Origin of the sequence: Nocardioides sp. (assembly GCF_035503875.1) — a bacterium.
Classification (GTDB): Bacteria; Actinomycetota; Actinomycetes; order Propionibacteriales; family Nocardioidaceae; genus Nocardioides.
The window spans coordinates 33880-46972 of record NZ_DATJTA010000021.1 but is presented as its reverse complement, the minus strand read 5'-3'; the positions used below and the strand labels follow the sequence as shown (position 1 = coordinate 46972).

Sequence of the window (13093 nt, the reverse complement as noted above, 5' to 3'; positions counted from 1 at the left end):
GGTCAGGGGGTGCGACCGGTGGACCGGTCACCGAGGGCGAAGCCGGCGCCGAGCAGCAGCACGAGGACGGGGCCGGTGAAGCCGGCCATGTACTGCAGCGGCGACATCCCCGCGATCGTGGTCAGGCCGCCGAGCACGGCCGCGGCCCAGCCGATCCAGCGCGGCGCGGCCGCGTGCCGGATGGCCGCGACGGCGACGGCGAGACCGGTGACGCCGGCGCCGACCCACAGCCACGGCACCGTGCCGATCCAGTGGGCGGCCACGGCGGCGAACTCGACGTCCATCGGCGGGTCCTCGGCGGTGATGCCGAAGATGATCTCGGTGCTGAAGGCGACGCCCATCAGGGTGGCGACCGCGGTCAGCAGGAGGCCGCCGGCCGCCACGTCGGGCAGCAGGCTCCCGGCGGGCGCCTGGCCCTGGAGCCGCCGGCGCAGGCCGGCGGCGAACACGAGCAGCAGGAGGCTCGCGGTCATCATCGCGAAGTGCAGGGTCAGCAGGTTCGGGACGAAGTCCTCCAGCCGCTCGGTGATGAGCTCGGCGTCGCCGGCGGACTTCTTGTTGTAGACGGCGTCGATCGAGAGCGACGCCTGGATGCCGACCACTCCCGCGAGTCCGGCGATGGCGCCGACGACGGCCCAGCCGCGACCGCCGGGGGTCCGGTCGGGGGCGGCGTGGGAGGGGGCGGTGGTGAGTGGGGGTGCGCTGGTCATGGTGGCTCCTCGGGTCGAGTACGCCGGAAGCCTGCGGCGCCCGGTGTCCCGACCGGCAGGGCTGCGTGTCCCCAGTCCTCGGGCGGGTCTCGCGCGGGACGCTGGCGGCCCGGGTCCCGCCGTGGCAGGGTCGGGCGCATGGACCAGCGGATCAGCTTCCTGACCCTGGCCGTGCGCGACCTCGACGCCAGCCGGTCGTTCTACTGCGACGGCCTCGGCTGGGTCGCCGACCTCGACGTACCGGGGGAGGTGCTGATGATCCAGGCGGGAGAGCTGCTCGTCCTCTCGCTGTGGGACGAGTCCGCCTTCGAGGCCGAGGTCGGTCCGATCGCGCGGGGCCCGGGCCTCGCGCCGTTCACCATCGCCCACAACGTCGCCACCCGCGAGGCGGTCGACGCCGTCCTGGCCACCGCGCGAGCCGCCGGCGCCGATCCCGTGCACTCCGGGCAGGAGCGCGAGTGGGGCGGCTACACCGGCTACTTCGGCGACCCGGACGGGTACCGCTGGGAGATCGCCTGGAACCCCGGACCCATCGGACAGAAGGTGCTGCCATGACCGACACCGACCGTGATCGCCTGGACGGCCACGCCGTCGAGGCCGAGCTGCTCGCCGACTGGCGGGTGATGTTCTCCGCGCTGCACACCCGGTTCCGCACCGGCGACTTCGCCACCGGCCTGGCCCTCGTCAACGCGATCGGAGAGGCGGCCGAGGCCGCGAACCACCATCCCGATGTCGACCTCACCTACCCGCTGGTGACGGTGCGGCTGTCCAGCCACGACGTCGGCGGGATCACCCAGCGCGACGTCCGGCTCGCGCGCGAGATCTCCGACGCGGCGGGCCGGCTGGGCGCGGCGGCGGACCCCGCTGGGGTCTCGGTCACGGAGCTGGCGCTCGACACCCACGACCGGGCCGAGATCATGCCGTTCTGGGCAGCGGTCCTCGGCTACGAGACCTCCGAAGGGGACGACCGCGAGCTGGTCGACCCCGACGGCAGCCGGCCGACACTGTGGTTCCAGGAGTCGGAGCGACGCTCGCCCGAGGGGGTCGAGCAGCGCTTCCACCTCGACGTGCGGGTCCCGCCCGAGGTCGCCGAGCAGCGGATCCGGGCCGCGGTCGACGCCGGCGGCACCCTGGTGAGCGACGGCCGCGCGCCGTCGTTCTGGGTGCTTGCCGACGCGCAGGGCAACCAGGCCTGCATCACCACCTGGCTCGGCCGCGAGGTCTGAGCAGCGGGCTCGGTGACCGGGAGTACGGCATCGCGGGCTCCGACCGGGCAAGTGCAGGTTCATCACGGTATGCAGACGAGTCGACGCCTCCCACGGTGGGTACGCCGTGGGAGGCGCGGGTCCATCTGCATACCGTGATGAACCAGCGGCACGACCCCACCCGCCTCACAACGGCCAGCTCGCAGCGACCGTCTCGAAACCCAGGACGGCCGTCCCGTATCCTAAGACGACTGCAACACTGGGTGACGCGACGAGACCGCACCGGCTACCGTGGTCGCATGCGCCAGGACCTTCTTGTACGCACGCGACGCGCCCGCTGACCAGTTCAGCCAGCGCGTCACCCCTCGTTGCCCAGCAACCGAGGGGTTTTTTGTTGCCACAGCACCGCATCTCAGACCACGGGTAAGGAATGCAAGGAATGAGCGAGATCACGGGCGCACAGAGCCTGATCAAGTCGCTGGAAGCGGCGGGGGCCGAGAGCATCTTCGGCATTCCGGGAGGCGCGATCCTCCCGGCGTACGACCCCCTCATGGACTCGACGATCCGCCACATCCTCGTACGCCACGAGCAGGGCGCCGGTCACGCCGCGCAGGGGTACGCCGCGGCGACCGGCAAGGTCGGCGTCTGCATGGCCACGTCCGGACCGGGCGCGACGAACCTCGTCACCCCGCTGGCCGACGCCCACATGGACTCGGTGCCGCTGGTCGCCGTCACCGGCCAGGTCGGGGCCTCCCTGATCGGCACGGACGCCTTCCAGGAGGCCGACATCCGCGGCATCACGATGCCGATCACCAAGCACAACTTCCTGGTCACCGACCCCGCGGAGATCCCGCAGAAGGTGGCGGAGGCCTTCCACATCGCCTCGACCGGGCGGCCCGGCCCGGTGCTCGTCGACGTCGCGAAGTCGGCGCTGCAGGCGATGACGACCTTCAACTGGCCGACCGAGCTGCAGCTGCCGGGGTACCGCCCGGTGACGCGGCCGCACGCCAAGCAGATCCGCGAGGCGGCCCGGCTGATCCTGGAGTCGCGACGCCCCGTGCTGTACGTCGGCGGCGGCACCATCCGCGCCCGCGCCCACCGCGAGCTGCGGGTCCTCGCCGAGCTCACCGGCATGCCGGTGGTGACCACCCTGATGGCGCGGGGCGCGTTCCCCGACAGCCACCCGCAGCACCTCGGCATGCCCGGCATGCACGGCACCGTCGCCGCGGTCGCCGGTCTGCAGAAGAGCGACCTGATCATCAGCCTGGGCGCGCGCTTCGACGACCGGGTGACCGGCAACCTCGACTCCTTCGCGCCCGGCGCCAAGGTCATCCACGCCGACATCGACCCGGCGGAGATCGGCAAGAACCGGCACACCGACGTCCCGATCGTGGGTGACTGCCGCGAGGTGATCAGCGACCTGATCGTCGCGTTGCAGGCCGAGGCGGACGCCGGCAACACCGGCGACTTCGAGGCCTGGGTCGAGTTCCTCGCCGGGGTGAAGAAGAAGTACGCCCTCGGCTACGACCGGCCGGCCGACGGCTCGCTGGCGCCGCAGTACGTCATCGAGCGGCTCGGCGCGATCTCCGGCCCCGACACGATCTTCACCTCGGGCGTCGGCCAGCACCAGATGTGGGCCGCGCAGTTCATCGGCTACGAGAAGCCCAACACCTGGCTCAACTCCGGCGGACTCGGCACCATGGGCTACTCCGTCCCGGCGGCCATGGGCGCGAAGGTCGGCATGCCCGACTCCACGGTCTGGTCGATCGACGGCGACGGCTGCTTCCAGATGACCAACCAGGAGCTCGCGACCTGCGCGATCGAGAACATCCCGATCAAGGTCGCGGTCATCAACAACGACTCGCTCGGCATGGTCCGGCAGTGGCAGACGCTCTTCTACAACGAGCGCTACTCCAACACCAACCTGCAGCGCCACGGCGGCCCGGTCCGGATCCCCGACTTCGTCAAGCTCGCCGACGCCTACGGTTGCGTCGGCCTGTCCTGCGACAGCCCGGCCGACGTGGACGCCACGATCGAGAAGGCCATGGAGATCAACGACGTCCCGGTCGTCGTCGACTTCCGGGTGCACCGTGACGCCATGGTCTGGCCGATGGTCGCCGCCGGCACCAGCAACGACGAGATCAAGTACGCGCGAGACCTCGCGCCCGACTTCGACGAGGACGATCTCTGATGACCCGACACACTCTCTCCGTCCTGGTCGAGGACAAGCCGGGCGTCCTCGCCCGGATCGCGGGGCTCTTCAGCCGTCGCGGGTTCAACATCGACTCGCTCGCGGTCGGCCCGACCGAGCACCCCGAGATCTCCCGGATGACCATCGTGGTCAACGTCGAGGGCTCGCCGCTCGAGCAGGTCACCAAGCAGCTCAACAAGCTGGTCGAGGTGATCAAGATCGTCGAGCTCGACCCGAGCGCGTCGGTCCACCGCGAGCTGCTGATGGTCAAGGTCGCGGCCACCGCCGAGACCCGGGGCCAGGTGCTCGACACCGTCCAGCTGTTCCGTGCGAAGGTGGTGGACGTCGCGACCGACGCCATCACCATCCAGATCACCGGCAACGCCGACAAGCTGGCCGACTTCCTGCGCGTGCTGGAGCCCTTCGGGATCCGCGAGCTCGTGCAGTCCGGGATGGTGGCGATCGGGCGCGGCTCCCGGTCGGTCTCCGAGCGCTCCCTGCGCCCGGTCGCCATCCCCGCTCCACCCGCCGCCACCGCAGGTTGAGGTGCGAGGCGCCCCGGCGCCGAGCCTCGCAACCTGGTGACCCAGACCCCAACAGCACCACCACCAACGAAGGAGAAGCCCACCGTGGCTGAGATGTTCTACGACGACGACGCCGACCTGTCCCTGATCCAGGGCAAGAACGTGGCGGTCATCGGCTACGGCAGCCAGGGCCACGCCCACGCGCTGTCGCTGCGCGACTCGGGCGTCGACGTCCGCATCGGCCTGCAGCCGGGCTCGAAGAGCCGTGCCAAGGCGGAGGCCGAGGGCCTGCGCGTGCTGACCCCGGCCGAGGCCGCGGAGGAGGCCGACGTCATCGTCATCCTCGCTCCCGACCAGCACCAGCGGAAGCTGTACGCCGAGGAGATCGCCCCGAACCTCACCGAGGGCGACACCCTGGTCTTCGGCCACGGGTTCAACATCCGCTTCGGCTACATCACCCCGCCCGAGGGCGTCGACGTCTTCATGGTCGCCCCGAAGGGCCCCGGCCACCTGGTCCGTCGCGAGTACGTCGACGGCCGCGGCGTCCCGGTGCTCGTCGCCGTCGAGAAGGACGCCTCGGGCTCGGCCTGGCAGCTCGCGCTGTCGTACGCCAAGGGCATCGGCGGCCTGCGCGCCGGCGGCATCAAGACCACCTTCACCGAGGAGACCGAGACCGACCTGTTCGGCGAGCAGGCCGTCCTGTGCGGTGGCGCCTCGCAGCTGGTCATGTACGGCTTCGAGGTCCTCACCGAGGCGGGCTACCAGCCCGAGGTCGCGTACTTCGAGTGCCTGCACGAGCTGAAGCTGATCGTCGACCTCATGTACGAGGGCGGCATCGCCAAGCAGCGCTGGTCGGTCTCCGACACCGCCGAGTTCGGTGACTACGTCTCCGGCCCGCGCGTCATCACGCCCGACGTGAAGAAGAACATGGAGGACGTGCTCGCCGACATCAAGAACGGCAAGTTCGCCGACCGGTTCATCTCGGACATGGACAACGGCTCGCCGGAGTTCACCGAGTTCCGCAAGAAGGGCGAGGCGCACCCGATCGAGGCCACCGGCCGCGAGCTGCGCAAGCTGATGGCGTGGGTCAAGAGCCACGACTCGGACTACACCGAGGGCACCGCCACCCGCTGATCCACCCGCTCCACCACGCCGAGCCGGCGTGAATCCCGCTCACCGGGGTTCGCGCCGGCTCGTGCATTTCGCATGAACCGATCGCGCCGCGCGTGCATCAGACCGGGCATGAGAATCTCACCGAGTATCAGGATCCCGGGCCTGCTCGCGGGCCTCGGCGTCACCGCGGCGACGCTCGTCGCCGTGACGCCACCGGCTGCGGCCGACGTCGTGCCGTGCGTGGGGCTGACGCCCACGATCGTCGCGACCGCCGACGGCGAGCGGCTGCAGGGGACCGACGGACCCGACGTGATCAGCATCGTCGGTTTCGACCGGGTCCAGGTCGACGCCGGTGGCGGCGACGACGTGGTCTGCTCGACCGCCTGGACCAGCGCGGTCGTCCGCGGTGGCCCGGGCGCCGACATGCTGGTCGACAGGACCGGGCCGAAGGAGGGCATCGAGGATGCCACTCAGCTGTACGGCGGCCCGGGGGCCGACCAGCTCCGCGGCGCTCTGTACGGACGCACCATCGCGGCCTTCACCGGCGCGCCCGCAGGAGTCACGATCCGGCTCGACGACCGCAAGGCCGTGGACGAGGGCGACACCGACTCCCTCGAAGGCATCCGGTCGGTGATCGGGAGTCCGTACCGGGACACCTTCGTCGGCAGTGACGGCAACGACCGCTACACCTCCTCCGACGACTACCTCGTCGAGACCGACGGCGACGTGATCCGGACCGGCGCTGGCGACGACCGCGTCTGGGCCTTCTCCTCGTCGGTGGACCTCGGCCCCGGGCACGACGAGGCCGCCGGGACCGGGTCCCGGATCGTCGGTGGGACCGGCAACGACCGGATCAGGGTGGAGACCTCGGGCACCGCCCTCGGCGGACCGGGTCGGGACGAGCTGAGCGGTGGGGCCGACATGGACTCGGCCGGACCGGGACCGAGTCGGATCTCGCTGCTGGGGGGCGCCGGCAACGACCGGCTCTTCCTGCCGTCGGCGTACGCCGACAGCCCGTCCGCGGGCTGCCCGCGGTACTGCACCCGGAGCCGGGTCGACGGGGAGCAGGGCTCCGACACCCTGGCCCTGGTGTGGCGCCGTTCCGTCATCGACCTGGGCGCCGGACGGGCGCGGGCACAGGGTGGGCGGGCGTCGCTGGGCTCGGTCGAGAACGTCGTGGGCAGCAGGTACGCCGACGTCGTCCGCGGCAGCGCCCGGGCCAACCTGCTCGTGGGTAGGCGCGGCGACGACGTCCTGCTCGGCCGTGGCGGCGCCGACACGCTGGTGGGGGACCGGGGGCAGGACCGCGCGGACGGCGGGCAGGGCCGGGACCGGTGCGTGGCGGAGGTGAGGACGTCGTGCTGACGCTCAGGGTGCTCGCGGCCGTGGCGCTCACCGCGCCGGTGCTCGCGATCGGGAGCGGCCCGGCGGCCGCCGTACGACTGTGCCAGGGCGAGGTGGTCACCATCGAGGCGCCCGCGAGCGGGGCGACCGTGCTCGGGACCGAGGGGCCGGACGTCATCGACGGGATCGGCCGCCACCACCTCACCATCGACGGCCGGGGAGGCGACGACGTCATCTGCACCGGCCCCGGCAGCGGGATCACCGCCCGCGGCGGCCCGGGCGCCGACCGCATCGAGGGAGGCGGGAACGAGACCGACAACGTGCTCGACGGCGGGCCGGGGGACGACGTACTCCGGATCCTCGGTGCCGGCTCCCTGACCGGGGGCGACGGGGACGACCGGCTGGTCGATGCGAACGGTCCGTCGTACCAGCGGGTCACGCTCGTCCCGGGACCCGGTGACGACGTGGTCGTCGGATCCGGCCGCCGGCTGAGCGAGCTGCAGTTCGGCGGGACCGCGGGGGTGCGGATCTCCGTGCCCGACGGTGCGGCCGACGGCGAGGGGCACGACACTTTCAGTGGGATCGGCACCTTCGTGGGGTCGGCGGCCTCGGACACGTTCCTGGGCTCGCCAGGAGCGGACTGGTTCCTCGGTGACGCGGCGATGCGCCCCGACAGCGCGCCGGACGTGGCGTACGGCGCCGGAGGCCGCGACAACCTCACGATGCGGGGCTGGGCGCACGGCGGCACCGGCGCTGACTCGATCCGGATCTACGGCGACCGGTCGACCGCGAAGGGCGGGGCCGGCGACGACCGGATCGTCGCGCCGAGCGGCAGCCGTTGCCCGACGCGGGTGAACTGCCAGGGGAACGTCGACGGTGGGTCCGGTCGTGACCGGGTCACCTTCGGGGCGAGCGGCGGGCGCGGGGTGCGGGTCGACCTGAGCCGACGCCGTGCCCGGCAGGGGGCGTACGTCACGACGGTAGCGCGCGTCGAGGACGTGATCGGTACGGCGCGCGCCGACGTGCTGATCGGGAACACCCACGACAACACGCTGAGGGGCGGTCGGGGGAACGACGTCCTGCGTGGTCACCGGGGCGCGGACCGGCTCTTCGGCGAGGGCGGTCGCGACCGCGCCGACGGGGGCACGGGCGCCGACCGGTGCGTGGCGGAGATGACGAGTTCGTGTCGATAACGGCCCGCAGGTGATCTTTCGGTCACACGGGGTAGGAAGGGCAAGGTAAAGAGAGTGCCATCACACGGAGGACACATGAGGACGAAGCGTGACACAGGCAGGACCATCGCGGTGGTGACGTCCGGGCTGGGGCTCGTGGCGGCCGGGATCGCGGTGGCGAGTCCGGTGCAGGCTGCGGGCGAGCAGTGCCAGGGCCAGGCGGCGACGATCGTCGCCACGGCGAACAACCAGGTGCTGACCGGGACCGAGAACGCCGACGTCATCCACACGGCGGGCTTCACCGGCGTCAAGGTCGACGGCAAGGAGGGCGACGACATCATCTGCGCCGTCGCCGGGACCAAGGCCGACATCGACGGTGGCGCCGGGGACGACATCCTCGAGGACGTGGCCGGGACGGCCACGGGCCGCGCCACGATCCTGTTCGCCGGGCCGGGCAAGGACACCTTCATCGGCGTCGCCGGCACCGTCCTCACCTTCCAGCGGGCGACCGCCGGCGTGACGGTCGACCTCGCGGCGGGCACCGTCGTCGACGGCACCGACAACGAGACCGTCACCGGCATCCGGACCGTCCGGGGCAGCGCCTTCCCCGACACCTTCACCGGCACCGACGGGGCCGACACCTACGTCTCGAGCGTCGGGCCGAAGTACGACACCGACGGCGACACCATCTCGATGGGCGCCGGCCCGGACGTGGTGCGCGCCTATCGCGGCACGGTGGACGCGGGCGCGGGCAAGGACAAGGTGACGGCGTACGCCGCGGTCGTCGAGGGTGGCACCGGCACCGACACGATCGACCTGCGCTACGGCGGCACCGCCAACGGCGGCGCGGGCGCCGACATCCTCAAGGCTGCCAGCTCCGTCAAGGAGGGTCCGGTCCCGGCGATCCCCACCGTCCTCAACGGCGGTTCCGGGAACGACGTGCTCTCGCCGGTCTTCGCGAGCGGTGCGGGCAGCCAGTACGTCCGGGGCACCGTCGACGGTGGCGACGGGAACGACATCCTCAGCCTCGTCGGTCGCCGGTCCTCCATCGTCGACCTGCAGTCCGGTGAGTCCGGCCGGGTCCGGGTCGCCGGCGGCCGGTCCGACCTCGCCTCGATCGAGTACGTCCGCGGCAGCGGCGTGCGCGACATCATCCGCGGCGACGACGGCCCGAACCGGATCTCCGGCAACGGCGGCAACGACGCGATCAACGGCCGCGACGGCGACGACCGCCTCGACGGCGGACCGGGGCGCGACGTGGTCAAGGGCGGGCTCGGCAACGACATCTGCCGCAACGCCGAGGTCCGCGTGTCCTGCTGATCACAGCAACGCACGGAGCAGATCCGTCGAGCCGGCGCGAGTTCGCGCCGGCTCGGCGGGATTTCGGGGCTAGGACGCGGGCTGCGGGAAGCCGCCGGCGCGACCGAGCTGGGCGGGTGCCTGGGGGAGTCCGAGCACCTCGCTGATCCAGGTGCCGGTCGCCGCGAGGGACGCGGCGTCCAGGCGCCCGCCGTCGGGCGCCGTGGCGTACCCCGAGCGGTGCAGGAGGTAGAGCAGGTCCTCGGTGCCGATGTTGCCGGTGGCGCCCGGGGCGAACGGGCAGCCGCCGATGCCGCCGGCGGAGGCGTCGAGCACGCTCACGCCCGCCTCCACCGCCGCGATCGCGTTGGCGTAGCCGGTGTTGCGGGTGTTGTGGAAGTGCGCGCGCAGCGGGATGTCCGCGTCGAGCGCGCGCAGGCCGGCGACGATCGAGCGCACCTGGCCCGGGACGCCGACGCCGATGGTGTCGGCGATCGCCAGCTCGTCGGGTCCGCCGTCGAGGACGCCGCGGGCGACCTCCAGGACCCGCTCGGTCGAGACCTCGCCGTCGAACGGGCAGCCGAACGCGGCGGCGAGGATGACGGTCGTGGCCAGGCCGGCGGACCGGGCGTCCTCGGCCATCGCCTGCCAGGCGGCGACCTGCGCGGCGGTGTCGACGCCCTGGTTGCGCAGGGCCAACCCGTCGGAGACGACCACGACGGCGGTCACCTCGTCGCAGCCGGCCGCGATCGCGCGGTCCAGGCCGCGCCGGTTGAGGACCAGGCCGATCGAGCTCAGCCGCGGGTCGTCGCGGACCTCGGCCATCACGGCCTCGGCGTCGGCCATCTGCGGCACCCGCTCGGGGTGCGCGAAAGCGGTCACCTCGATCCGGCGTACGCCTGCGTCGAGGGCGCGGCGCACGAGCGTCGCCTTGTCCTCGGTGGAGACCAGCTGCTTCTCGTTCTGCAGCCCGTCGCGCGGGGAGACCTCGACGATCTGGACTTCATTCACGGACAAAGCGTATCGGATATACGATCATCTCATGACGACTCTTCCGAGCGGGCCGCTGGCCGGGGTCCGCGTGCTCGAGGCCGGCCAGCTGCTGGCCGGACCTTTCGCCGCGACGTTGATGGCCGACCAGGGTGCCGACGTGATCAAGGTCGAGGCGCCCGGCGTGGGCGACCCGATGCGGCAGTGGGGACGTACGGACGGCAGGTCGCTGTGGTGGCCGGTCGTCGGCCGCAACAAGCGCACGGTCACCCTGAACCTGCGCGAGGAGGAGGGGCAGGAGCTCTTCCTGCAGCTCGTCGCGAAGTCCGACATCATCGTCGAGAACTTCCGGGGCGGCACGTTCGAGAAGTGGAACCTCTCCTACGAGCGCCTGCGCGAGGTCAACCCCGGCATCATCCTGGTCCGCGTGACCGGCTACGGCCAGACCGGTCCCTACTCCTCGCGCGCCGGCTACGGCTCGATCGGCGAGGCCATGGGCGGTCTCCGCTACATCCTGGGCGACCCCGACCGGCAGCCCTCGCGCGCCGGCATCTCGATCGGTGACTCGCTGGCCGCGATGCACGCGACCGTGGGCGCGCTCTCGGCGCTGCAGCACCGGCACCTCACCGGCGAGGGCCAGGTCGTCGACGCCTCGATCTACGAGTCGGTGCTGGCGATGATGGAGTCGCTGGTGACCGAGTGGGACCAGGCCGGCTACCAGCGCGAGCGCACGGGCGCGATCCTGCCGAACGTGGCGCCCTCCAACGTCTACCCGACCAAGGACGGCCAGCTCATCCTGATCGCGGCCAACCAGGACTCGGTGTCCTCGCGCCTGTTCAAGATGATGGACCATCCTGAGTGGTCGGACCCGGGTCACCCGTACTCCACGCACGTCGGCCGGGGCAAGGACCAGGAGCACCTCGACGAGCTGATCTCGGAGTGGACCGCCACGGTCGACGCCGAGGAGCTGCTCGAGATGATGGACGCCGGCGGCATCCCGGCGGGCCGGATCTACAAGGCCGCCGACATGCTCGACGACCCGCAGTTCAAGGCCCGCGACTCGATCGTGGAGGTCGCGGACCAGACCTTCGGCACGCTGAAGATGCAGAACGTCGTCCCCAAGCTCTCCGCGACGCCCGGCTCGATCCGGTGGACCGGTGCCGACCTGGGCCAATTCAACGACCAGGTGTACGGCGAGCTGCTGGGCATCGGCGAGGCCGAGCGCGCCGGGCTCGCCGAGCGCGGGATCATCTGACGCCATGGAGACCAACCGCGCGGACGACTACGCCAGTGTCGGGTTCCGGGGCCGGATCGGGTTCGGCGAGCGGCCGGCCGTCGTCGTCGTCGACGTGGTCCGCGCCTACCTCGAGGGCGGACCGCTGACCGATGCCGAGGGTCGCTTCGAGGCGGCCCGAGCGAGTGCCGACCGGGTCGTCGAGGCGGCCCGGACCGGCGGCCACCCGGTCCTGTTCACCACGGTCCGGCTCGCCCCCGGCGGCGCCGACGCGGGCTGGTTCGCCGTGAAGGTGCCCGGCCTGAGCGTCTTCGAGGAGGGCTCGCCGTACGCCGCCTTCCCCGACGCGCCCGCGCCTCGGGAGGGGGAGGTCGTGGTCAGCAAGCAGTACGCCTCGTCGTTCTTCGGCACCAGCCTCGCCGCCACCCTCAACGCCCGGCGTGTCGACACGGTGATCGTGCTCGGCTTCTCCACGAGCGGCTGCGTGCGGGCCACGGCGCTCGACGCGCTCCAGAACGGCTTCCGGCCGATCGTGGTCGCCGACGCCTCGGGCGACCGCGACGCGGCGACGCAGGAGCAGAACCTCTTCGACCTGGACTCCAAGTACGCCGACGTCCTCTCGGAGGCCGACGTCGTCGCCCATCTCCTCGCCCACCCCTCGACCCACCAGGAGCAGCCCGCATGACCGTTCTCGACCTGGACTCCGCCGAGCTGACCTGGCTCGAGCACAACATCGCCGGCTCCGACCAGCCGGCGAGGCTCGTGATGCTGCACGCCGACGCCGAGCGGGGCACCCGCAGCGTGCTGGTGCGCTTCCCGGACGGCTGGCGGCGCGACGCGGTCGGCCACCAGCCGGCCGGCGAGGAGATGGTCCTGCTCTCCGGCGGGCTCTCCATGAGCGGGCAGGCCGTCGAGGTCGGCGAGCTGCTCGTCGTCGAGCCGCACGCCACTCGCTCGGAGACCTTCGTCGCCGACGGCACCAGCGCCCTGGTCTGGTTCTCCGGCCCCGGGGGCGGCTGGACCGACGGCTCCGCCGAGCAGTCCGGCGCCGCGACGGTGTCCACGCTGGCCGCGGGGGAGCAGCGCCCCGCGCGTCCCGAGCTGGTCGGCTCGATCACCGTGTACGACGACCTCGCCGAGCAGTCCTTCGACGTCGACGCTGACGTGCTCTGGCCCGGCGACCGGCACTGGGCCTTCGTCCCCGCCGGTACGCCGGTCCCGGCCCGCCCCGGCCGCGCGATCGTCCACCACTGGGGCTGACCCCCCGACGTACAAGAGAAGCGCCCCCGCCCGAGTTCCTCGGGCGGGGGC

13 protein-coding genes are annotated in these 13093 nt (G+C 72.1%); 11 read left to right on the top strand and 2 right to left on the bottom strand.

Annotated features, from left to right (window positions below; genetic code table 11):
• Positions 1–2 precede the first annotated feature (2 nt).
• On the bottom strand, positions 3–710 hold the full coding sequence (locus VMF51_RS05340) for a hypothetical protein (protein WP_325473372.1): 708 nt from the start codon (positions 708–710) through the stop codon (positions 3–5).
• A 138-nt stretch (positions 711–848) separates the two neighbouring features.
• Between VMF51_RS05340 and VMF51_RS05335 the strand changes: the two genes are divergently transcribed.
• The 8 genes from VMF51_RS05335 (at position 849) to VMF51_RS05300 (ending at position 9579) form a co-directional block, all read left to right on the top strand.
• Positions 849–1265, top strand: coding sequence for a VOC family protein (locus VMF51_RS05335; protein ID WP_325473371.1), 417 nt, complete (start codon positions 849–851; stop codon positions 1263–1265).
• On the top strand, positions 1262–1936 hold the full coding sequence (locus VMF51_RS05330) for a 4a-hydroxytetrahydrobiopterin dehydratase (protein WP_325473370.1): 675 nt from the start codon (positions 1262–1264) through the stop codon (positions 1934–1936). Before VMF51_RS05335 ends, VMF51_RS05330 begins: the two co-directional genes overlap by 4 nt.
• A 418-nt stretch (positions 1937–2354) precedes the next feature.
• Positions 2355–4106, top strand: a complete 1752-nt coding sequence (locus VMF51_RS05325; protein ID WP_325473369.1) for an acetolactate synthase large subunit — start codon at positions 2355–2357, stop codon at positions 4104–4106.
• Entirely contained in the window at positions 4106–4651 is a 546-nt protein-coding gene (gene ilvN / locus VMF51_RS05320; protein WP_325473368.1) for an acetolactate synthase small subunit, read from the top strand. Before VMF51_RS05325 ends, ilvN begins: the two co-directional genes overlap by 1 nt.
• Positions 4652–4735: 84 nt before the next feature.
• Positions 4736–5764, top strand: a complete 1029-nt coding sequence (gene ilvC, locus VMF51_RS05315) for a ketol-acid reductoisomerase (protein WP_325473367.1) — start codon at positions 4736–4738, stop codon at positions 5762–5764.
• 108 nt (positions 5765–5872) lie between these two features.
• Entirely contained in the window at positions 5873–7108 is a 1236-nt protein-coding gene (locus tag VMF51_RS05310) for a calcium-binding protein (protein ID WP_325473366.1), read from the top strand.
• The gene (locus VMF51_RS05305) at positions 7102–8280 is read left to right on the top strand and encodes a calcium-binding protein (protein WP_325473365.1); all 1179 of its coding nucleotides are present in this window, start codon (positions 7102–7104) and stop codon (positions 8278–8280) included. The genes VMF51_RS05310 and VMF51_RS05305 overlap by 7 nt, the downstream gene beginning before the upstream one ends.
• A gap of 114 nt (positions 8281–8394) precedes the next feature.
• Positions 8395–9579 (top strand): hypothetical protein, encoded by a 1185-nt coding sequence (locus VMF51_RS05300; RefSeq protein ID WP_325473364.1) that lies wholly within the window; start codon positions 8395–8397, stop codon positions 9577–9579.
• Positions 9580–9648: 69 nt separating this feature from the next.
• On the opposite strand, the gene VMF51_RS05295 is transcribed toward VMF51_RS05300, so the two are convergent.
• Positions 9649–10569, bottom strand: a complete 921-nt coding sequence (locus VMF51_RS05295; RefSeq protein WP_325473363.1) for a hydroxymethylglutaryl-CoA lyase — start codon at positions 10567–10569, stop codon at positions 9649–9651.
• Between the two features lie 31 nt (positions 10570–10600).
• On the opposite strand from VMF51_RS05295, the gene VMF51_RS05290 reads away from it, so the two are divergent.
• From VMF51_RS05290 to VMF51_RS05280, 3 genes are read left to right on the top strand one after another with little or no spacing between them, the layout of a single operon-like run.
• On the top strand, positions 10601–11803 hold the full coding sequence (locus VMF51_RS05290; protein ID WP_325473362.1) for a CoA transferase: 1203 nt from the start codon (positions 10601–10603) through the stop codon (positions 11801–11803).
• A gap of 4 nt (positions 11804–11807) precedes the next feature.
• Complete coding sequence (locus tag VMF51_RS05285; RefSeq protein ID WP_325473361.1) at positions 11808–12467, top strand: isochorismatase family protein; 660 nt, start codon at positions 11808–11810, stop codon at positions 12465–12467.
• Positions 12464–13042: a hypothetical protein gene (locus VMF51_RS05280; RefSeq protein ID WP_325473360.1), complete on the top strand. Its 579-nt coding sequence runs from the start codon at positions 12464–12466 to the stop codon at positions 13040–13042. Before VMF51_RS05285 ends, VMF51_RS05280 begins: the two co-directional genes overlap by 4 nt.
• Positions 13043–13093: the final 51 nt, after the last annotated feature.